This is a genomic window from Pseudomonas rosaeacicularis (assembly GCF_057128745.1).
The window spans coordinates 531,683-551,918 of the sequence record NZ_JBSKHT010000001.1; the positions used below are offsets into that span (position 1 = coordinate 531,683).

General features: G+C 59.6%; 17 protein-coding genes. 12 read left to right on the forward strand and 5 right to left on the reverse strand.

From position 1 onward, the window contains the following. Positions 1–463 precede the first annotated feature (463 nt). From ACWKWM_RS02430 to ACWKWM_RS02455, 6 genes are all read left to right on the forward strand, one after another. Entirely contained in the window at positions 464–2,221 is a 1,758-nt protein-coding gene (locus ACWKWM_RS02430; RefSeq protein WP_483844571.1) for a carbamoyltransferase family protein, read from the forward strand. Further along, positions 2,205–3,335: a glycosyltransferase gene (locus ACWKWM_RS02435; RefSeq protein ID WP_483844572.1), complete on the forward strand. Its 1,131-nt coding sequence runs from the start codon at positions 2,205–2,207 to the stop codon at positions 3,333–3,335. The genes ACWKWM_RS02430 and ACWKWM_RS02435 overlap by 17 nt, the downstream gene beginning before the upstream one ends. After that, positions 3,335–4,231, forward strand: coding sequence for an antimicrobial resistance protein Mig-14 (locus tag ACWKWM_RS02440; RefSeq protein ID WP_483844573.1), 897 nt, complete (start codon positions 3,335–3,337; stop codon positions 4,229–4,231). Before ACWKWM_RS02435 ends, ACWKWM_RS02440 begins: the two co-directional genes overlap by 1 nt. After that, positions 4,228–5,637 carry a PIG-L deacetylase family protein gene (locus ACWKWM_RS02445; protein ID WP_483844602.1) on the forward strand — a complete coding sequence of 470 codons (1,410 nt, stop codon included), beginning with the start codon at positions 4,228–4,230 and terminating at the stop codon, positions 5,635–5,637. The genes ACWKWM_RS02440 and ACWKWM_RS02445 overlap by 4 nt, the downstream gene beginning before the upstream one ends. A gap of 84 nt (positions 5,638–5,721) precedes the next feature. After that, positions 5,722–6,678: a glycosyltransferase family protein gene (locus tag ACWKWM_RS02450; RefSeq protein ID WP_483844574.1), complete on the forward strand. Its 957-nt coding sequence runs from the start codon at positions 5,722–5,724 to the stop codon at positions 6,676–6,678. Positions 6,679–6,864: 186 nt separating this feature from the next. Further along, positions 6,865–7,968 (forward strand): glycosyltransferase, encoded by a 1,104-nt coding sequence (locus ACWKWM_RS02455; RefSeq protein WP_483844575.1) that lies wholly within the window; start codon positions 6,865–6,867, stop codon positions 7,966–7,968. 10 nt (positions 7,969–7,978) lie between these two features. Here ACWKWM_RS02455 and ACWKWM_RS02460 read toward each other — a convergent pair whose 3' ends face one another. Further along, complete coding sequence (locus tag ACWKWM_RS02460; protein ID WP_483844576.1) at positions 7,979–8,584, reverse strand: BUD32 family EKC/KEOPS complex subunit; 606 nt, start codon at positions 8,582–8,584, stop codon at positions 7,979–7,981. A 110-nt stretch (positions 8,585–8,694) separates the two neighbouring features. On the opposite strand from ACWKWM_RS02460, the gene ACWKWM_RS02465 reads away from it, so the two are divergent. From ACWKWM_RS02465 to hldE, 3 genes are all read left to right on the forward strand, one after another. Continuing rightward, complete coding sequence (locus ACWKWM_RS02465; RefSeq protein ID WP_483844577.1) at positions 8,695–9,879, forward strand: O-antigen ligase family protein; 1,185 nt, start codon at positions 8,695–8,697, stop codon at positions 9,877–9,879. A gap of 8 nt (positions 9,880–9,887) precedes the next feature. Beyond that, on the forward strand, positions 9,888–11,696 hold the full coding sequence (gene msbA / locus ACWKWM_RS02470) for a lipid A export permease/ATP-binding protein MsbA (RefSeq protein WP_483844578.1): 1,809 nt from the start codon (positions 9,888–9,890) through the stop codon (positions 11,694–11,696). A gap of 225 nt (positions 11,697–11,921) precedes the next feature. Further along, positions 11,922–13,343 carry a bifunctional D-glycero-beta-D-manno-heptose-7-phosphate kinase/D-glycero-beta-D-manno-heptose 1-phosphate adenylyltransferase HldE gene (gene hldE, locus ACWKWM_RS02475; RefSeq protein ID WP_483844579.1) on the forward strand — a complete coding sequence of 474 codons (1,422 nt, stop codon included), beginning with the start codon at positions 11,922–11,924 and terminating at the stop codon, positions 13,341–13,343. 105 nt (positions 13,344–13,448) lie between these two features. Here the strand turns inward: hldE and ACWKWM_RS02480 are convergent, their stop codons facing one another. Genes ACWKWM_RS02480 through ACWKWM_RS02495 form a run of 4 tightly spaced genes read right to left on the reverse strand, consistent with a single transcriptional unit; the run spans position 13,449 to position 16,816 of the window. Further along, complete coding sequence (locus ACWKWM_RS02480; protein ID WP_483844580.1) at positions 13,449–14,414, reverse strand: metal ABC transporter ATPase; 966 nt, start codon at positions 14,412–14,414, stop codon at positions 13,449–13,451. A gap of 36 nt (positions 14,415–14,450) precedes the next feature. Continuing rightward, positions 14,451–15,260, reverse strand: a complete 810-nt coding sequence (locus tag ACWKWM_RS02485; protein ID WP_483844581.1) for an aldo/keto reductase — start codon at positions 15,258–15,260, stop codon at positions 14,451–14,453. Further along, positions 15,257–16,432 carry an NAD(P)/FAD-dependent oxidoreductase gene (locus ACWKWM_RS02490; protein ID WP_483844582.1) on the reverse strand — a complete coding sequence of 392 codons (1,176 nt, stop codon included), beginning with the start codon at positions 16,430–16,432 and terminating at the stop codon, positions 15,257–15,259. The genes ACWKWM_RS02485 and ACWKWM_RS02490 overlap by 4 nt, the downstream gene beginning before the upstream one ends. Before the next feature lie 51 nt (positions 16,433–16,483). Beyond that, complete coding sequence (locus ACWKWM_RS02495) at positions 16,484–16,816, reverse strand: DMT family transporter (protein ID WP_483844583.1); 333 nt, start codon at positions 16,814–16,816, stop codon at positions 16,484–16,486. Between the two features lie 104 nt (positions 16,817–16,920). Here ACWKWM_RS02495 and ACWKWM_RS02500 point away from each other — a divergent pair, with 104 nt between their 5' ends. From ACWKWM_RS02500 to ACWKWM_RS02510, 3 genes are all read left to right on the forward strand, one after another. Beyond that, positions 16,921–17,805, forward strand: a complete 885-nt coding sequence (locus ACWKWM_RS02500; RefSeq protein WP_483844584.1) for a LysR family transcriptional regulator — start codon at positions 16,921–16,923, stop codon at positions 17,803–17,805. Between the two features lie 14 nt (positions 17,806–17,819). After that, positions 17,820–19,094, forward strand: a complete 1,275-nt coding sequence (waaA, locus tag ACWKWM_RS02505) for a lipid IV(A) 3-deoxy-D-manno-octulosonic acid transferase (RefSeq protein ID WP_483844585.1) — start codon at positions 17,820–17,822, stop codon at positions 19,092–19,094. Positions 19,095–19,289: 195 nt separating this feature from the next. Then, a partial coding sequence (locus tag ACWKWM_RS02510; RefSeq protein ID WP_483844586.1) for a PAAR domain-containing protein occupies positions 19,290–20,236 on the forward strand: 947 nt, incomplete at its 3' end.

The following is a 20,236-nucleotide window of genomic DNA, read 5'->3' on the forward strand; positions in this document are numbered from 1 at the left end:
CATTTCTGGCGCCTGACGCTCAGTCTTCGCGGACAGGTCCGCTCCCACCTTCGGCAGAGGCGGATCGCGAGAGCGGCACATACGCTGAGCGAACTTGTTCGCGAGGGCCTTTGATTCTATCCGCAGGCCGCAGGAGTCTGGCTTGCCGATGATCTGCCTGGAACCGGCAGCCGCTGCGGTGAGCTCTGTGTGTCCTACCGATCACGTCGCCAGTGTTACGACCGGTCCCCAGCCGATCGCCTGCGAGCAGGGCTCCTACGCCTGCGGCAGAAGCAGATCCTCAGTGCGTTCGAGATTCGGGTTCATTCTTGGGAATGTCCGTATTACGCCTTCATTGCACCCGACCAAATCCAGTCGCGTTACGCTATAATCCCGCCCTTTAGCTGCCCGCCGCCCCGGCGCGAGGCACACTTTTTTATCAGGCGCACGCCGCCTGCATGCAGACTAAAGAGGCTAGACCCTAGTGGCATTGACGATCCTTGGCCTGTCCGGCGCCCTTAGCCATGATCCTTCCGCGGCCCTGTATATCGACGGCAAGCTGGTCGCCGCCGCCGAAGAAGAGCGTTTCGTTCGCGACAAGCATGCAAAGAACCGCATGCCCTACGAGTCGGCAAAATTCTGTCTTGAACAAGCTGGCATCAAGCCATCTGATGTCGACGTCGTCGCCATTCCTTTTGCGCCCATCAGCCTGTTCGGCGAAGCCCGCTGGAAATACGCCAAGCGTTACTGGTACGCCCCGGACCGCGCACTCGACGCGATCCTGATGGGCAACCGTCGCTACAAACGCTATCGCAACAAAATCGTCTGGTGCCTTGAGCAACTGGGTTTCGATCCGAAAAAGATCAAAATCGAGCCGGTCGAGCATCACTTGGCCCACGCTTCCAGCGCCTATCACTGCTCCGGTTTCCAAGAGAAAACCGCCATTCTGGGCATCGATGGCAAAGGCGAATACGCCACCACGTTCTTCGGCTACGGCGAGAACGGCAAGATCCACAAAATCAAAGAATTCTTCGATCCCGACTCACTCGGCGGCTTGTACGGCGCGATCACCGAGTTTCTTGGTTTTGACATGCTCGATGGCGAATTCAAAGTCATGGGTATGGCGCCTTATGGCGATGCCAGCAAGTACGACTTCTCGCGTCTGGCCACGTTCGAAAACGGCGAATTGGTGATCAACACCGAGTACGCCAACGTGATCGGCCTGCGCCGCTACAAAGAGAAGGGCAAAGGCTTTTACTTCTCGCCCAAGCTGATCGAGTGGCTGGGTCCTAAGCGTGAAGGCGATGTCGCCGATGAACCCTACATCCACTACGCCGCCAGCATTCAAGCGCTGTTTGAAAAGCTGGCGCTGGAGATGATGGATTACTACTTGGGCGACATTCTCAAGGAAACCGGCAAGATCGCATTTGCCGGCGGCTGTGCGCTGAACGTCAAGCTGAACCAGCGGATCATCGCGCGTCCTGAAGTCAAAGAACTGTTCGTGCAGCCTGCGTCGGGTGATGCTGGCACTGCGGTTGGCGCTGCTGCGTACGTGTCCCACGCCCGCGGCGTGCCGGTCGAAAAGATGGAACACGTCTACCTCGGCCCTTCGTACAGCAACGAAGACGTCATCGCGGCCTGCGCCCGTCACCCAAGCAAACCGGTGTGGCGCCAGATCGAAAACACCCCACAGCAGATCGCCAAAATCATGGTCGATGGAAACCCGGTTGCCTGGTTCCAGGGCCGCATGGAGTTCGGGCCGCGCGCTTTGGGTGGTCGTTCGATCATCGGTTGCCCGAGCATCCCCGGGGTGGCTGATCGCATCAACCACCAGATCAAGTTCCGCGAGCGCTGGAGGCCTTTCTGCCCGTCGATGCTCGATACCGTTGCCTCGCAAATGATCAAGATCGACCACCCGGCCCCGTTCATGACCTTCACGTTTGAAGTGGCCGAAGAGTGGAAAACCCGCGTGCCGGAAGTCGTTCACGAAGACGGTACTTCCCGCGCCCAGGTGCTCAAGCGCGAATACAACCCGCGCTACTACGACATGATGAAAGCGCTCGAAGACCTGACGGGTAATGGCGTCTCGCTAAACACCTCGCTCAACCGTCGTGGCGAGCCAATGATCTGCTCGCCGACGGATGCGCTGAACATGTTTTTCGGCTCGGACCTGCAATACCTGATCATGGAAGACATCCTGGTGATCAAAGACGGCGCGGAAACCTATGACACGCTCGGCTGAGCGTCATGTGCTGCAGTTCTGTCACGGTTATGACGGGCCGTTTCTCGACTGCGCCCGTCAATACGCCAGCCTGTTCGCGGGCAAGGGCTATCGGGTCACGACGGTCTTTCTGACCGGCGTGGCCGACAAGGAAGTGGCCGCAGGCTGTGCGTCTGACGAAGTGCTGTTCATGGAGTACAGCTCCAAGGCGATTCGTGGCCTCAAGTTGGGTGCGATACTCGAATTGCGCAAGATCGCGGCGTCCCGGGACTTCTCTTTCTGCATCGCCCATCGCTTCAAGCCGGTCTACATCGCGCTCTTGGCAACTCGCCTGCCAGTGATCGGCGTGCACCATGCCTTCGGCGACTATCAGCGTCGTAGCCGCAAACTGTTTGCGCACCTGGCTCGCTGGCGCTTGAGCCTGCTGGGCGTTTCCGACGCGGTGCGCGACGACATGCGCAAAAGCCTGCCCAAGTGGCCCACCGGCCGCATTCAAACGTTATACAACCGCATCGATGTCGATCAGTTGCAAGCCAGTCTTCTGTCGCGAGAGGAGGCCCGTGAAGAACTGGGCCTTTCGCCGGATGCCTGGATTGTCGGCAATGTCGGTCGCCTGCATCCGGACAAGGACCAGGCCACATTGCTGCGCGGTTTTGCCCAGGCTCTGCCAAACCTGCCGGAGAACAGTCAGCTGGTGATCCTCGGCAAAGGGCGTCTGGAGCAAGACCTCAAAGAGCTGGCCATGGAGCTGGGCATCGGCGCAAAAGTGCTGCTGCTGGGACAAATCCCCCAGGCCAGCCGCTACTTCAAGGCGTTCGACGTATTCGCGCTGAGCTCCGACCATGAGCCCTTCGGGATGGTGCTCCTTGAAGCCATGGCCGCGGGCGTTCCGTTGGCCGCGACATCCTGCGGCGGCGCGAAGGAAGTGGTCGAAGGCGTCGGCGTTCTGTTTCCGCTGGGTGATGATGCGCGTCTGGCTCAGGGCTTGACGCACTTGTCGACGCTCGATGCTGAACAGCGCCAGGCATGCGCTGATCTCATGCTCCAACGCCTGCGCGAGCGGTTCTCCGACGCGGCGGTGCAGGACGTGTTCTGGCGTTTGCCCCAGGTCACCGACTTGACTGCGGAGTCTTGATGCTCAATCGATTTCAAAGCGTTCGTGAACGTGGCTGGACGCAAATCGATGCGCAAACCTACCAGCACACTTGGCAGCGCTATGGCGGCAGTGTCGCCACTCATCCCCAAGTGGTTGAGCGCCTGGCTGATTTTTCGGACATCCCGGTGCGCTATCTGGCGTGGGAGCAGGGCGGGGATGTTAAGGCCGCCATTGCGACTTGGGGTCGTTCGCTGGCGTTGTCCAAAGACGTGCTTAAGAGTCATGGTAAAAAAGGGCTGTTTGACCTGGGTAACGCCGAGTTGATTCTGCCGATTGCAGCCGATGCTCAGGTGCCGCTGCGCCACCGAGGCCGTTATTTGTCTGCGCTCAACCAAGGGGGTGTATCGACCTTGAAGCCGCAGACCGAATCCCTGGCGATGGCGCGAACCCCTGAAGAGCTGTCCAAGAAGTTTCGCTACAACCAGCGCCGTGAATTGCGACTGCTGGAAGAGGCGGGCGGCGTTGTGCGTCCGGTCAGTGACTTTTCCAGTGCTGAACTGGCCGCGATGTACTGCGATCTTTTCTCGCGGCGCTGGGGATTCGCTGCAACGGGGGCTGAGCGTATGGCCGAAGTCGTCGAGTTGCTGCGCGATCTGTTGATGGGGTCGGTGATCTTCCTCAACGACACGGCCATCGCCATTCAATTGGTGTACCGCGTCGAGGCGCCGGAGTGGATCAGCGTCGAATACGTCAATGGCGGCGTCGATCCGCAGACCCGAGATTTCAGCCCCGGCAGCGTGCTGAGTTTTCTCAACACTCAAAGCGCCTGGGAGCAGGCCCGGGCATTGGGCAAGCCACTGCGGTTTTCCTTCGGTCGCGCGGATCGCGAGTACAAGGATCGCTGGTGCAACCCCGTTCCGGTGTTTCAGGTTTGAGCCGCAAGCAAGAGCTACTCAAGCGCCACCGTCGCAACAAGCGAATGGTGTTGCTGGTCGGTCTGTTGCTGCTGATCGTTATTGGCGTGCTGGTCGCCTGGTGGTTGCCGCTTGTCCTGGCGGTGCTGGCCTGGGTCGCGCACGAAGCCTGGTTCTCTGATCACTTGTTCTATTCGCCTTCTGACGATTATCAATACCGGTTCCCCGCCGACAGCCAGGTCAGCGGCGTAAGGCTGGACGGTGGAACCCTGAAGCTGGATCAACCGATGTCGCTGTCTGGCGACGAAACCCTGGTGTTGTCGTTACGCATCAAAAGTACCTGGCTGGGGCGCTTCTTCGATCCGGACATCGAGCTCGAAGGTCTGGAAGTACGCGACCGGCAGGCGTTCGAGCGCGGTGTGGACGGTTTGCGCTATTTGAACCTGACCGGGCTGGGAGAGCCCTTGGCGACGGGCAATTTGCAGATCCGTGCCCGATTCTGTCGTGTCGTCGGCGAACCTGAGTTGTGGTCTTTGCGCCACGCCGACGCGCGTCGTCAGCGGGTCATGGTGATTGCTCCCCACGCAGACGATGCCGAGCTCGCTGCGTTTGGCCTGTATTCCCAAGCAGACGAAAGCTGGATTGTCACGCTCACTGCGGGCGAGATTGAAGCCGAGCATTACCAGAAAATGGGCATGAGTGCGGCGGACGCTGCGAGGATCAAGGGGCGTCTGCGTGCCTGGGACAGCATTGCCGTTCCGCGTTGGGGCGGGGTGCCGGAATCCCAGTGTTTCCAGTTGGGCTATTTCTGCCTTCAGTTGCCGGCAATGCAGGCCGCGCCGGGTCAGCCGATTGCTTCTCGTGAGGCTGAGCTGAGCGATACCCGGATGTTCCGACAATTCAACCCGACGAGCCTGCCGGGCGACATTGATGGCGCACCGACCTGGAACAACCTGATCGCCGATTTGCGCGCATTGTTGCTTCAGGCACGACCCGAAGTGTTGGTCATGCCGCACCCGACCATCGATCCCCACCCGGACCATATTTGTTCAACGGCTGCGGTGATGCAGGCGCTGGAAGGACTGGCCTGGCAGCCAAGTGTGATTCTGGGTTATGCCAATCATCTGCATGACAACGACCGCTGGCCGATGGGCTGCGCCTACAGTGGCGTCGCTTTGCCTCCGGTGTTCGATCCAGCTCACGAATTGACCCCCTATTGCATCCAATTGCCCACCAACGTGCAGCGGGACAAAGCAATGGCTTTGGGTATGATGCACGACCTGCAACCCCGCGCCCCGCTCAAACGACGTGTGCGACGCTGGCTGCAGAAGCTGCTCGCCGGCAGACGATGGCCGGCAGAGGGCGAAAACGAATTTTTCAGAAAGTCAGTGCGTCGGCATGAGTTGTTCTGGCGCCAGGACCGTTGAGCCAAGAATAAAGTGAGCGAGCTGTCACACGCCGCGGTGTTCCGCGAATGCCTGGGGCAAATACCGGTGGTGCCAAGGAAATCGATGAAAGTTTTATTCCTGGTCCAGAAAGAGCAACGTGCCATTCTGGACCGCCTGTACGAAGGCGTGGCTGCTAGCTGCGAATGTGATTTGCGCTGGCTGACCTCTGAGCAACAGCGCAATCTGCGTGGCTATTTCCGTCGTGAAGTCGACGTGACGCGCTACGACCGCATCGTATTTTTTCTGCGCTTCAAGCAGGAGCTGCGTCAGGCCAGCTTCATTCGTACGATCCCCAATCTGGTGATCCTCGAACACGACGCCTATCAGAACTATATTCCCTGCAAATACACCGGCAAATTCAGCAGTCACTACCGCAAGCTGCCTTGGGTGCGCGTGATCAGCTCGGGTTTCATGGTCAGTGAGCGCCTGCGTAGCGAGGGCTTGGACTCGGTCTTCGTGCCCAAGGGCTACGATCAAACCTTGCTGGCCGATCATGGGCGCGAGCGCGATATCGAGTTGGCGTTTGTTGGTAGCACCAACAGCGTGGCCTACAGCGGTCGCAAGCAGTTGCTTGATGAACTGGGGCGTGTCGAAACGCTTATTGTGACGCGCACAAAGTCCGGCGAAGAGTATTGCGAGACCCTCAACCGTATCCGTTTTTTCGTCAGCGCTGACGTCGGTATGGGCGAGTACATGATCAAGAATTTCGAGGCTATGGCCTGTGGTTGCGTGTTGCTGACGTTTGATCAGGGCGAAGCCGAAAATGCCGCGCTGGGCTTTGAGGACATGGGCAACGTTGTGCTTTACAAGGACATTCCTCAGTTGCAGAAAAAACTGTCGGTTTTGCGCGATGACCCTGAATTGGCGGCGCGTATTGCCGTGGAGGGTAGAAATCTGGCAACGTCGCAGTTCACGTTCGCTGCAATCGGCGGACGGATCGTGAAGGCTCTGGAACCTGATCTGCGTGAACCTGCGCCTCTGAGTCTGATTGAGCGGCTGCGTGCTGCGACAGGCTTCTGATGAAACAGGTATTGGCCGGACTGTGGAATCAGGCGGTATGGCAGATTATGAATTGAATACAAGGACAGCGCCCCGCGAGGGCGACAGGGTTCTACGGTTTTTTCTCTCGGGGTGTGCATTGGCTTTACCACTGATAAACCCTCCCCACATCAATGTCGTGACGCTAGCGTCAAGGCAAGGCGTGCGATGAGCATCATCAATGTGATGTGGTCCAGCGGTGCGCCCTTTTCCTCGGTTCACAAGGTCCATCAGCAAATTATCTCGCAGCTTGACCCCGCCACCGATATCAAGACGTGGTTCCTGCAAGGCGAAGCCAGCGGCTGCGCTGAGCCTGTGCCCCAAGTGCGAGAGTGGAAACTGTCCTCGCGGTTGCTCAAAGAGCGCCACGTCTGGCGGTTGTTGAAGCCAGTGCTTCAATTTCGCATGAGGAAGGCTTTGATCCAGAGTCAGGCCAAAGTGGTTCTGCTCGACGGGCTGGGCGTCGCGAGAGTGCTGTTGCCGATCCTCAAAGATATGCCGGAGATTCGTGTGGTCGTGGTGTTTCACGGCGCCACCAAAATGCGCGACCATCACCGGCTGATGTTTCAGCGATTCCCCGCCGAACGCATGACGCTGGCGGCGGTGTCCCTGACCCTGGCGGCTTCGCTGCAAAACACCCTGCAGATCCCGGTTATAGGCCTGCGCAGTGCGTTAGAGCCTGAATCGTTCTGCTTGCGCCTTCTGGCGCGCAAACAGGCCAGACGCGTGCTCGATCTGCCCGCTGGAAACATGCGCATCCTCGGTGCCGTCGGGCGCCTGGTGACGGACAAGGGTTTTGATTATCTGCTGGATGCATTCTCTCAGTCGCTGGTGCGGCATCCCGATCTGAATCTGGTCATCATCGGCGAAGGTCCTGATCGTGGCGTTCTGGAGCGCAAGATCAAACAGCTGAAGTTGGGCGATAAAGTGTTTCTGCCGGGGCACAAGCCTGGTTTGGCGAGGCTGTACCGCGGCTTTGACTGGGTGGTGATACCGTCGCGCGAGGAAGGGCTGGGGCTGGTGTTGCAGGAGGCGGTTATTGCTGGCGTTCCGGTACTGGTCAGCGATCTGGACGTGTTTCGCGAGCAACTGGGTGATGCGGGGCATTACGTGCCAGTTGCCGATGTTCCGGCGTGGGTTGCGGCGATTGAGCAATTCACGGCCCAAGAGGGCGACGATGTCTCGACCTCCCAGCACCGCGCGCTGGCTCCCGAAAAAGCCTGGGAGCAGTTTCGCAACGACTCCCGGGCGTTGCTCACTTCTCATCCTTGAAAGGTGGCGCTCAAGACGCCAGCAAGGCCTTCTCCAGGTCTTGCAGCGGAAACTCCTGACCGAGATTCTCCCGTTCGATATACCGCGCGAAATGCTGAACGTTACGCTTCTTCAGGCGCTCTGAGAGGGGCGCCTTGAAAAAGCGCATGTCAGCAACGTCGATCAGTCCCAGCTTGTCCTCGGGCGTCACGACAATGTTGCCCAAGTGCAGCGAGCGGAAATAAATACCCGAACGATGCAGGCTGCGGATCAAGTCGATCAACGCGGGAAGCGCTTGTGACCAGGAAAACCCGGGCTTGGCAGCGATTTGACGCAGCGTCTCACCCGGCAGCGGGCGATACAGCACAGCGGTCATTCCCTGCTGCTCCAGTGTGTAGAAGTGCGTGACCTTCAGAGTGGGGACCCCCAGCTTTTGCAACTGGGTCGCGTTGTCGATGAAGCGTTTGGAATAGGGGCGCAACAGCGCTGATGAAAACCAGCGCTTGCGACGAAATAGTTTAAGGATCTTGCCGTCCTGCAACATGTACACTTTCGCGCCATAGCTGTCGGCCTCCAGCACTTTGGCGCCGACGATCATTTGATTTAAAGCGGCTTTCGAAAGCCGAAAACATTGCATCAGTAGAAAGCCTTGTGAAAAGTTACGAGCTGTTTGACGGGCAATGATGCCCAAAAGTTAACGCTTTCACCATGCCGGGCAAGACTGGTCCTAAATTTTAGGGAGACAGGATGTACTCGAAACGCTGGGCACAGGTCCTGCTATCTGCGGGATTATTATGGTTTCTGCTCGCCATCGCTTTCGCTCCGGCCAACAAAATCTACCAGCAGGGCCTGGTTGCGCTGCTTTGGGTGCCTTGCATCGCACTGGCCTGGTCGGCGCGGGCGCGTCTGGGTGAAGCATGGCGCGGGCAACGAACTTTGTTCGTGCTGTTGTCATTGCTGGCGATATGGGCGGCGGTCAGCCTGGCCTGGAGTCATGCCATCGAGCCTTCGCGTGAAATCAAGCGAATCCTGTATATCGCCTTCTTTGTCCTGTTTTTCCCAATCCTGGCCGATGCGAAACCGGAGCAGGTCATACGCCTGATGCAGTGGGGCGGCGTAGGGCTGGGCCTCGCAGCGCTGGTGTCGATCATCAAGTTCTTCGGTTTCGAGCACAACGCGTGGCACGCTCGTGCCCAAGGCATCGGCGAGCTAAGCCATCCGATTCTGGGCGCGTACGTCATTGGTGTGTCGGTAATCTGGACGCTGCTTTGGCCACCTCGCTCGCGGCCTTTGCAGGCTGTTTGGGTGCTGGTGTTGTTGGTGAGTTCGGCGTTTGTAGTGATGTCGCAAAGCCGCGGCGCCGTGCTCGCGCTGTTCTTTACGGTCGTGGCGCTGCCTGTGTGGTGGCGGCACCGACGCGCTTTTTACCTTTCGGCTGCAGCGGTCATGGTGGCTGTCATCGGTTTCATTGTGCTCGAACCGTTGATGATGGCGCGCGGTTCGTCCTACCGTCCCGAGATATTCACCGCCGTAATGAAGATGATCGAGTTGCATCCGCTTGCAGGCCTTGGCTTGGGCTCGGAATACAACGTGGTCGTTGCCGACGGTATGCGTTTCGATCACTCCCACAATCTGTTTACTCATATCGCCATCGAACTGGGAGTGCCCGGCATGTTGCTGTGGGTGGCCATCTGGCTGACAGTGCTCTGGCAAGCCTGGCGGGTTCGTGAGACTGATCTGGGTCGAGGCCTGATCGGCATTTGGCTATTTTCGACCTTGGCCATGCAGTTCGACGCCGCCAGCCTGACCGGTTCGCCCCGCGCCGAATGGTTCATCAGCTGGCTACCTATCGGCCTGGCCTGCCTGCTGACATGGGCGCGAAGGGAAGTCGCCCCGGCTGTGATAAAATCCCGCGTTCCACTCAATCAGTGAGCTTTACGATGAGCGATACACCGTCCAGTAGCGGACAAAGCTCCAGCATGACAATCTATTTTCGACTGCTGAACTACGTGAAACCCTACGTCGGGATCTTCATTCTCAGCATCGTCGGCTTCGTCATCTTCGCCTCTACCCAGCCGATGCTGGCCGGCATTCTCAAGTATTTTGTCGATGGCTTGAGTAACCCCGAAGCCGTGCTGTTCCCCAATGTGCCTTATCTGCGCGATTTGCAACTGCTGCAGGCCGTGCCGCTGCTGATCATATTGATCGCGGCGTGGCAGGGGCTGGGTTCGTATCTGGGTAACTATTTCCTGGCCAAGGTTTCCCTCGGTCTGGTTCACGATCTGCGCATAGAGCTATTCAACAAGCTGTTGGTGTTGCCCAACCGCTATTTCGATACACATAGCTCCGGGCATCTGATTTCCCGCATCACCTTCAACGTGACCATGGTCACCGGCGCGGCCACTGACGCCATCAAGGTTGTCATCCGCGAAGGCCTGACGGTCGTGTTCCTGTTCATGTATCTGCTGTGGATGAACTGGCAGCTAACGTTGGTCATGCTCGCAATCCTGCCCGTGATCGCCGTAATGGTCGGCAGTGCCAGCAAGAAATTCCGTAAGCAGAGCAAGAAGATTCAGGTGGCGATGGGCGACGTGACGCATGTCGCGTCCGAGACCATTCAGGGCTACAGGGTTGTTCGCAGCTTCGGCGGCGAAACCTACGAGCAAGAGCGTTTCGCCAAAGCCAGCACCCACAACACCGACAAACAGCTGCAAATGACCAAGACCGGCGCGGTCTACACGCCGATGTTGCAACTGGTCATCTACACCGCCATGGCGGCACTGATGTTCTTGGTCCTGTATCTGCGCGGCGATTCGACGGCGGGCGATCTGGTGGCGTACATCACTGCCGCCGGCCTGCTGCCCAAGCCGATTCGTCAGTTGTCGGAAGTCAGCTCGACCATCCAGAAGGGCGTGGCGGGTGCCGAAAGCATCTTCGAACAGCTGGATGTCGTGCCTGAGTTGGACGAGGGCACTGTTGAACTGGATCGCGTCACCGGTACCCTGGACGTGCGCAATCTCAGCTTCACCTACCCAGGCACTGAGCGTCAGGTGCTGAACGACATCAGCTTCAGCGCAGCCCCTGGGCAGATGATTGCCCTGGTCGGGCGCTCAGGCAGCGGCAAGTCGACGCTGGCCAATCTGATCCCACGCTTTTACCACCACGAGACCGGCAACGTTCTGCTCGACGGCGTAGACATCGAAGATTACCGCCTGCGTAACCTGCGTAAGCACATCGCTCAGGTGAATCAGAACGTCACGCTGTTCAACGACAGTGTTGCCAACAACATCGCTTATGGCGACCTGGCCGGCGCACCTCGTGCGGACATCGAAGCCGCAGCGGCTGATGCTTACGCCAAGGAGTTCATCGAGCAGTTGCCTGAAGGTTTTGATACTCAGGTGGGCGAGAACGGTGTTTTGTTGTCGGGCGGCCAACGCCAGCGTCTTGCAATCGCTCGGGCGCTACTCAAGAACGCCCCTTTGCTGATCCTGGACGAAGCGACCTCGGCGCTGGACACCGAATCGGAGCGCCACATTCAGGCGGCGCTGGACCACGTGATGAAGGGCCGCACTACGCTGGTGATTGCACACCGTCTGTCGACCATCGAGCGTGCCGATCTGATTCTGGTCATGGATCAGGGACGCATTGTCGAACGGGGCACGCACAGCGAGTTGCTTGCGCAGAACGGCTACTACGCACGTCTCCACGCTATGGGGCTGGACGAGCCTGCGCCTGTTGGGGCGATCTGACCCGGCCCCGGTGGCTGAAACGCATAAAATCTGTAGGGGCGAATTCATTCGAGAGACGGTAAGTAAGCCGATGGGGCTATGTCGTCTGTATTGCCTTCTCGCGAATGAATGCGCTCCTACAGATAGCGTCCAGCTTTGAACCCCCTCGAGTTTCCCTCAGTACCTCAAGCGCCCCAAACCCTGTGCTAAGATTCCGCCCCTGTTCATTTAGCTACGGGTTGTTCGATGAAGTTGTCCATGCCGCGTTTCGATCAGGCACAGGTTTTGGTGGTGGGCGATGTCATGCTCGACCGCTATTGGCATGGCGGTACCTCACGTATCTCGCCTGAGGCCCCGGTGCCGGTGGTCAAGGTCGACCAGATCGAAGACCGTCCAGGCGGCGCTGCCAACGTTGCGTTGAACATCGCAGCCCTTGGCGCCAGAGCCTCGCTGGTAGGTGTGACCGGCCAGGACGAAGCCGCCGAAAGCCTCAGCAACAGCCTGAAGGCAGCAGGCGTCACGGCCCGCTTCCAGCGTGTCGCGCACCAGCCCACCATCGTCAAACTGCGCGTCATGAGTCGCCATCAACAGTTGTTGCGCATCGACTTTGAAGAGCCGTTTGCCACGGACGCCGAGGCGCTGAGTAAAGAGGTCGATGCGCTGCTCGATGGCGTCAAAGTGCTGGTGCTCTCCGATTACGGCAAGGGCGCCCTGAAAAACCATCAAGTACTGATCAACTCTGCCCGTGATCGCGGGATTCCTGTTCTCGCTGATCCAAAAGGCAAAGACTTCGCGATTTATCGCGGCGCCACTGTCATCACCCCCAACCTGAGCGAATTCGAAGCCATCGTCGGCCATTGTGTCGATGAGGCAGAGTTGGTCGCCAAAGGTGCGCAGCTGATGAGTTCGCTCGAGCTCGGCGCTTTGCTGGTGACGCGAGGCGAGCACGGCATGACCTTGTTGCGCCCTGACCAACCGGCGCTGCACCTGCCTGCCCGAGCCCGTGAAGTGTTCGACGTGACCGGCGCTGGCGATACGGTGATTTCCACGTTGGCTGCGGCTTTGGCGGCTGGCGAAGAGTTGCCGCACGCGGTAGCGCTGGCCAATCTGGCTGCTGGCATCGTGGTTGGCAAACTGGGTACTGCTGCGATCAGTGCACCTGAACTGCGTCGCGCCATTCAGCGTGCCGAGGGTTCTGAGCGCGGCGTGTTGACCCTGGACCAACTGGTGCTGGCCATCGACGACGCTCGGGCCCATAACGAAAAAATCGTATTTACCAACGGCTGCTTCGACATCCTCCACGCCGGGCATGTGACCTATCTTGAACAAGCCCGCGCACAAGGCGACCGTTTGATCGTTGCCGTTAACGACGATGCCTCGGTCAGCCGATTGAAAGGTCCGGGCCGTCCGATCAACAGCGTCGATCGCCGTATGGCGGTGTTGGCAGGCCTGGGCGCAGTGGACTGGGTCATCAGTTTCCCCGAAGGCACGCCAGAGAACCTGCTGGCTCATGTGAAACCTGATGTGCTGGTCAAAGGCGGCGACTACGCAATTGATCAGGTGGTCGGCGCCAGCATCGTGCAGGCGTATGGCGGAGAGGTGAAGGTGTTGGGTCTGGTAGCCAACAGCTCAACCACCGCCATCGTCGAGAAAATCCGCGGTCAGTAATGTGCATTCCTGTAGGAGCGCGCTTGCTCGCGATGGCAGTTTGTCTGTGACGAGATTGTCGACTGACACACCTGAATTGCGGGCAAGCGCGCTTCTACACAGGGATTACGATTTATGCAGCGTCTTGCGCGCCATCCGCAGCAATTGCTTGGCGCCCACTTTCAATCGACGCTTGATGCCTGGCTTCTTCTTCGGAGTCATGCCCTGCTGCGCAAGCCAGTCTTTCCAGCGAATGCGTTCCTCATGCACCACCCAGCCTTCCTGAGCGGCAAAGCTTTCAGCCAGGTACAACCCTCGCGTGCTGGCAGGCGTCAGCTTGTCCCGTTTGAGCGTGTACAGCTCAGGCAGCGGTGAGCCGTTTTCCAGTGGCATCAAGTAAAGATCAGGTTTGCTGCGATTGAGCCGCGCCACCAGCTCGTCGTTTTCCAGGCTTTCATCAACGTGAAACAAGCTCAGCGGCCGCGCTTCCTTTGGCACTTCCAGGCGCATGTCATAGATCAGCTGCAACGATGCGGTGGGCAAATGCACGTAGGCGCGGGGGCGCTCGATCAGGGTCATGCTGCCGCAGCGCACCGGACGCGCAGCCCCTGAAAGCGGGCTCAAGCGAAACGGCAGCGCTTCACGGTAATGCAGCGCAGCGGCGTAGGGCGCTGGCAGCCAGGTATCTTTGAAACGCCCACTCAACCAGCCTTGGGGCGTTTCGATCAGGCATTCTTCGGCGACTTCCTGAATGGCTGTGTGCAACGGTAAATTCAACTCATGCGCAGGGACGTAGCCAGAAATCAGCTTAAGCACCACATCGCCCCGGTCTCGCCGACGCTGACGTACCAACACCCAGTAATCCCGATTTTGCCAGTTGAGCGTCAGCCGCACTGACACGCCAAGGTTCGCAAGCTCTGTGGAGAAGCGCTCAGGGTTCTCCACTTCGATCTTGCGACGACGTTGCAGGGTTTGGGAAAAGTTGAGCGGCATCCCGACGCTCTGGTAACTCAGGCTTTCGGGAGTGGCTTCGACGAACAGCGGCAGGGTCTTGAAGTTACTGGGGTTCTTTCGAATCAGCGTTCGCGGCATATCGGCTCCTTCTTACGTTGGGGTCGGCCGCCTGCATCAGGTCTGGCGTCGGATCACCGCAGCGGCAGTCGCTACGTTATGGGCCAGATGCAGCGGATTAATGGTGCCGACGATAGCACCGGTGACGCCGGGATGTTTGAAAAGCAATTCAAAGCTGGCTTCTACAGGATCGACACCGGCGCTCAGGCAAACGTGCCCGCTGGCGAGCGCTTTTTTGATCAGCACGCCTTTGCCGTGAGCCGCAGCGTAGTCCAGGACCGGCTTTTCGCTTTGCTCGTTGAGGTTGTACGTCACCATCGCGCAATCTCCGTCCTGCAAAGCGAGCAGCCCGCCCTCGACGGTTTTGCCGGAGAAACCGTAACCGCGAATCTTGCCCTCGCGCTTGAGGTCGGCCAAGGCTTGATACACCCCAAGCTGCTTGAGGATTGCGAGATCGTTGCCGTCGGAATGCACCAGCACCAGATCGATGAAGTCGGTTTCCAGCCGTTTCAGACTTCTCTCCACCGAGAGACGCGTGTGGGCGGCGCTGAAGTCGTGACGGGACTGCCCGCTCTCAAACTCCTCACCCACTTTGCTCACGATCACCCAGTCCTGACGTTGCCCGCGCAGCAACGGGCCCAGACGCGCTTCGCTGGTGCCGTAGGCGGGCGCTGTATCGATCAGGTTAATGCCCAGATCTCGCGCCAGCTTGAGCAACATCTGCGCCTCAGAGTCGTCAGGGATCTTGAAGCCGTTGGGGTATTTAACACCCTGGTCACGGCCCAGTTTGACTGTCCCGAGACCAAGAGGGGAAACGTCGATGCCCAAACTCCCCAACGGACGATGCAGATCGTGCAGGGTCTTCATGGCAGTAGTTCGTCCCAGATTGGACGGGCTATCGGCGGCTTGGGAAAGTCTGTGAACGCAGGCTGCGGCGTGGGATGGATATCGTCACGAGACAGCGATGCCAAGACGCGGTCGGCGAAGTCTGGCGCCAGGGCAAGTTTGGTCGGCCACCCAATCATCAAGCGGCCCTGTACGTCGAGAAAAGCGTTGTCCGGGCGAGTGAGTCCGGTCTGCGCAGGCTCGGCGCGATCAACTCGAACGGTCGCCCATTGCGCCTGACTCAAATCGACCCAGGGCAACAAATGCGCGAGTTCTTTTTTCACCACGGCGATCTGTTGGGCAGGGTCGCGAGCAACACCTTCAGCTTCGGCGACGTCGCCACCCAGATACCACACCCATTGTCCGTCCGCCGCCGGATGCGTCGTCACAGTGATTCTAGGTTTCGGCCCTCCGCCCAGGCAGTGGGCGTAGAGCGGCTTGAGCATCGGTCCCTTGACCAACACCATGTGCAGCGCACGTCGCTGCATGGTCGGGCGAGTGATGTTCAGGGCGTTTAGCAGGTCGCCATTGCCGCCGCCAGCGCTGAGCACGATGCGTTGTGCGTAAATATCCCGGCCATCGACTCGCAGTCCAACGAGGGCGTCGCCGTCACGCAGTGGGTCGATGGTTTGCCCGGCCAAAAGACTATCGCCCGCCAGTTCGGCGAGCTTGTCGATGAGGCTCGGCACGTCGATGACCAGTTCAGCCAAGCGATAGACCTTGCCCTTGAAACGCGGGTCTTGCAGCGCGGGGGGCAGATCGGAGCCCTTAACCTGATCGACGCGACCGCGCACGGCCTTGCTGGCGAAGAAGCTGGTGAGGTTGCCGGCGATTGTGCCGGGGGACCAGAGATAGTGGGCTTCGGAGAGTAAGCGCACGCCGGACAGATTCAGCTCGCCCTTGCCGGCCAGCGCTTCACGCCAGCGGCGCGGCATGTCGGCGATGGCTTCGGAGGCGCCGGACAGAGCGCCGTGCAGCGCATATTTGGCACCGCCGTGAATGATGCCTTGGGACTTGACGGTCTGCCCGCCGCCCAGCGTTGCGCTTTCTACCACCACCGTCGAGAACCCTTGCCTGCGCAAACGCGCGTTGAGCCAGAGACCGGCGACGCCTGCGCCGACAATCAGAACGTCAGTGGAAATAGCGGATGGCATGAGCACCTCTGATGGCGAAACGAATGGCGCCATTATAGGGGAACAGGCTTTTCAATGACCGGCGGTTTTCGAGAACAACTGAATAACCACCACACCCGCGACGATCATGCCCATACCGACCATCGCCGGGACGTCGAGCTTTTGCCCGTAAATAAACAGCGCCGCAATGCTCACCATCACGATGCCCATCCCGGCCCAGACGGCGTACGCGACCCCCACCGGAATGCTGCGCACCACCTGCGTCAGCATCCAGAACGCCACGCCGTACCCGACGATGACCAACAATAATGGCAGCGGAGTACTCAGGCCTTTGACGGCCTTCATCGAAACCGTGGCGATGACTTCGGCGCAGATGGCGATGGCCAGCAAATAGTAAGCAGACATGGCGGTACTCCCCTTCAAATTCTCTCTTCAATGGCCGGCATTCTAGAGATAACCGAAATGGGGTAAAGTCGTTACCTATCTCTTTGGCTGATAGGTTAGCGGCTATGCAATGGAATCTTGAGCAGATCCGACTGTTTGTCAGTGTCGCTGAGCAGCGTTCCTTCTCAGCTGTAGCGCGGCAATCGCAACGGGCGCAGTCGGCGGTGAGTCAGGCGATTGCAATGCTGGAGGCCGATCTGGGCGTCAGTCTTTTTGATCGCAGCAGCGGTCGTCAGCCGCAATTGACGGGGGCGGGCAGCGCATTGCTGGAGGAAGCGCGCGAGCTGTTGCGCCAGTGCGAGCGGCTCGATGGCCGCGCTCTGGCCTTGATGCGCGGCGAGGAAGCGCGTCTGCGGGTGGCCCATGACGAAGCCATGCCCTATCAGCCGGTGCTCGACAGCCTCGAAGCGCTGGATGAGCGATTTCCCAGCGTTGAGGTGCAACTGGCAAGCGGCGCTCAAGGCGATGTGGCGCGCAAACTCGTCGAGCGCCGCGCCGATCTGGGGTTGCTGTTTCATCATGAGCAGATGCCTGAAGCGCTGGAACGCCGGGTGTTGGGCAGCGTGGAAATGGTCACGGTGTGTTCGGTTAATCACCCGCTGGTCAACGAGGCCAGTGTCACCCGGCAGCATCTGGCGCGGCATCGGCAATTGTTGATCGCACCGCTGCAAAGCGATTACCCCGGCGGCGAGCAGTTGAGCCCGCAAGTCTGGCGCGCTGACAGTTTTTACGTCATGGCCGAGCTGCTGATGCGCGGCCTGGGTTGGGCCTGGCTACCTCGGCATGTGGTGCAATACCCGGCCTATCACGGCCAGATGGTCGAGCTGACAAGCGAGTGGACACCGCCTGCGTTGGTGGTGGAAATGGTCTGGCGCCGGGACGAGCCACTGGGTCCTGCTGCGCGTTGGCTGGCTGAATGTTTCACCCATCATTTGAAGGCCATTGGCTGATAAACTCCGCGCCCATGAATAGAACCCTCTATACCGTCCTGTTTCATCTTGGTCTGCCGTTCATCGCGCTGCGCCTGTGGCTTCGGTCGCGCAAGGCACCCGCTTACGCGCAGCGTATTGGCGAACGGTTCGCACTGGGTCTGCCGCCCATGCAACGCGGCGGGATTTGGGTCCATGCCGTGTCCGTTGGCGAAAGCATTGCCGCGGCGCCGATGGTCCGCGCACTGTTGGCGCAATACCCGCAGTTACCGATCACCGTCACCAGCATGACGCCGACCGGTTCCGAGCGTATTCGCTCGATGTTCGCCGGCGAGCCGCGCATCCAGCACTGTTATCTGCCTTATGACTTTCCTTGGGCTGCAGCGCGTTTCCTGAAGCACATCCAGCCAAAAATCGGTGTGATTATGGAGACCGAGCTGTGGCCGAATCACATTCATCAGTGTGCGAAAAGAGGCATCCCGACGGTGCTGGCTAACGCTCGTCTGTCGGAGCGTTCCGCCCGGGGCTACGGACGATTCGCCAAGCTCACCCGGCCGATGCTGGGGGAAGTGAGCCTGTTCGCAGTGCAGACTCAAGCCGAAGCCCAGCGTTTTCTGGATCTTGGCGCGCGACCTGAATGCGTGGCGGTGACCGGCTCGATCAAATTTGATCTGACCATCGACCCCGCATTGCTGGAACGTGCCACACAATTGCGTACCCAGTGGCAGGCGCTCGATCGTCCGGTGTGGATCGCCGCCAGTACCCACGAGGGCGAGGATGAGATTGTGCTGGCGGCCCATCGTCAGTTACTCGTCCCGCATCCGGACGCTTTGTTGATCCTGGTGCCGCGTCATCTCGAACGCTTCGACAGCGTATTTGAAATGTCCCGGCAGCAGGGTTTTTCGACTGTTCGCCGTTCTACGGGGTTGCCCGTGACGGCCTCTGACTCGGTGCTGATAGGCGACACCATGGGTGAACTGCTATTCCTTTATGCGTTGGCCGATATCGCGTTTGTCGGCGGCAGTCTGGTGCCCACTGGCGGTCACAATTTGCTGGAGCCGGCAGCTCTGGCGAAACCTTTGTTGAGCGGCACGCACCTGTTTAACTTCCTGGAGATTGCAGCGTTATTGCGCACGGCAGGAGCGTTGGAGGAGGTGAGCGATGCCGCAGGCCTGGCGACGACGATCCAGCGATTGATTGAGCATCCAGTATTGGCGCGGACTATGGCTGACGCGGGGCTGAGCGTGATGAAGGCTAATCAGGGCGCGCTGCAGCGATTGCTGGAGGGGATTGCTCGCTTGATTGCGTAGATAGTTTTTCAGGTCCGGTCGGGCGATTTCTTTCGTTGCTGTCAGTTGTTTGTAGGTGGTTTGTAGGAAGCGATATCTTCGAATCGTAGTCCGCTTCCGAAAACCCAGTAGCCCTCCATTTTTGTGTTTCAGCGCTCAGACACGGGCGCGTGAGCTCTCTACATTCCCGCGCTTTCTCGGCGCGAACTACACGGAATGTCTGACGCTCTCTGGGCCGCCCGTCAGGGTGATGCCCTTTCCCATACTTCGGTCATGGCCGACATCCTCGGCGGCGTGCTGGAGGTCGCAGCGTTCGCCGCCATTGGCGCGTTGGCGACGGCTGCCGTGGTCGCAGCCACCGGCTTGACCGTCGCAACCGGCGGCCTAGGCGCCTGCGTGCTCGGCGCCGTAGTGGGCGTGGCCGTTGGCGTAGCGATGAGCGCAACCGGGCTGGACACGGGCCTGAGCAGTCTGTGCGAAGGCATCGGCAATGCCCTGTTTCCCCCTACACCTGCGGCCACGATTCTCACCGGCTCGCCCGACACCTTCATCAATGGCCTGCCCGCAGCGCGTGCAGCAGGCACACCGCCCGATACTTCGCCTGCCGAATACGACAACGACGAGGCCGACCCCAGCTATCTCGACATGGCAGCCGGGTTCTTTTCCGAACTGTGGCGCCCGACCCTGGCCACGCCTGGGCCCGGCGTGGTGCCCAAACCGCTGGATCAAATCGCCTGCACCCGGCATCCGGGCATGCCGATGCCATTGCTGGCCGAGGGTTCGGCCACGGTGTACATCAACGGCCAGCCCGCCGTACGCAGCGGCGATCGCAGCAGTTGCGGCGCCACGGTGGTGTCGTCCGGGCGGATTTCGCCCAACGTCGTCATAGGCGGCCCCACAGTGGTGGTGCGCAAGGTGCGCAGCGGCAAGACGCCGGGCGTCGGCATGGCCGTGTCGGCACTGATGCTGCTGCGCGGTGGACGCGGCACCTTTGTCAGCAACCTGCCGTGCATGGCGCTCAGTGGCGTGAACGGGTTTGCCGTGAGCGCTGCGGTCGGCGCCTTGACCCGCGCCATGAGCGGCTCGCCGCACCCGGTGCATGCCGCCACCGGCGCCAAAGTGCTGGGCGATGTCGAGGACCTGGATTTCTTCATCGCCGGGAT

What these genes read in the sequence shown, in the direction of transcription:
- waaA (WP_483844585.1), top strand. Translation starts at nt 17,820, where the DNA reads ATGAATAGAACCCTCTATACCGTCCTGTTTCATCTTGGTCTGCCGTTC.
- ACWKWM_RS02465 (WP_483844577.1), top strand. Translation starts at nt 8,695, where the DNA reads ATGTACTCGAAACGCTGGGCACAGGTCCTGCTATCTGCGGGATTATTA.
- ACWKWM_RS02460 (WP_483844576.1), bottom strand. Translation starts at nt 8,584, where the DNA reads ATGCAATGTTTTCGGCTTTCGAAAGCCGCTTTAAATCAAATGATCGTC.
- ACWKWM_RS02490 (WP_483844582.1), bottom strand. Translation starts at nt 16,432, where the DNA reads ATGCCATCCGCTATTTCCACTGACGTTCTGATTGTCGGCGCAGGCGTC.
- ACWKWM_RS02485 (WP_483844581.1), bottom strand. Translation starts at nt 15,260, where the DNA reads ATGAAGACCCTGCACGATCTGCATCGTCCGTTGGGGAGTTTGGGCATC.
- ACWKWM_RS02455 (WP_483844575.1), top strand. Translation starts at nt 6,865, where the DNA reads ATGAGCATCATCAATGTGATGTGGTCCAGCGGTGCGCCCTTTTCCTCG.
- hldE (WP_483844579.1), top strand. Translation starts at nt 11,922, where the DNA reads ATGAAGTTGTCCATGCCGCGTTTCGATCAGGCACAGGTTTTGGTGGTG.
- ACWKWM_RS02495 (WP_483844583.1), bottom strand. Translation starts at nt 16,816, where the DNA reads ATGTCTGCTTACTATTTGCTGGCCATCGCCATCTGCGCCGAAGTCATC.
- ACWKWM_RS02435 (WP_483844572.1), top strand. Translation starts at nt 2,205, where the DNA reads ATGACACGCTCGGCTGAGCGTCATGTGCTGCAGTTCTGTCACGGTTAT.
- msbA (WP_483844578.1), top strand. Translation starts at nt 9,888, where the DNA reads ATGAGCGATACACCGTCCAGTAGCGGACAAAGCTCCAGCATGACAATC.
- ACWKWM_RS02440 (WP_483844573.1), top strand. Translation starts at nt 3,335, where the DNA reads ATGCTCAATCGATTTCAAAGCGTTCGTGAACGTGGCTGGACGCAAATC.
- ACWKWM_RS02500 (WP_483844584.1), top strand. Translation starts at nt 16,921, where the DNA reads ATGCAATGGAATCTTGAGCAGATCCGACTGTTTGTCAGTGTCGCTGAG.
- ACWKWM_RS02480 (WP_483844580.1), bottom strand. Translation starts at nt 14,414, where the DNA reads ATGCCGCGAACGCTGATTCGAAAGAACCCCAGTAACTTCAAGACCCTG.
- ACWKWM_RS02450 (WP_483844574.1), top strand. Translation starts at nt 5,722, where the DNA reads ATGAAAGTTTTATTCCTGGTCCAGAAAGAGCAACGTGCCATTCTGGAC.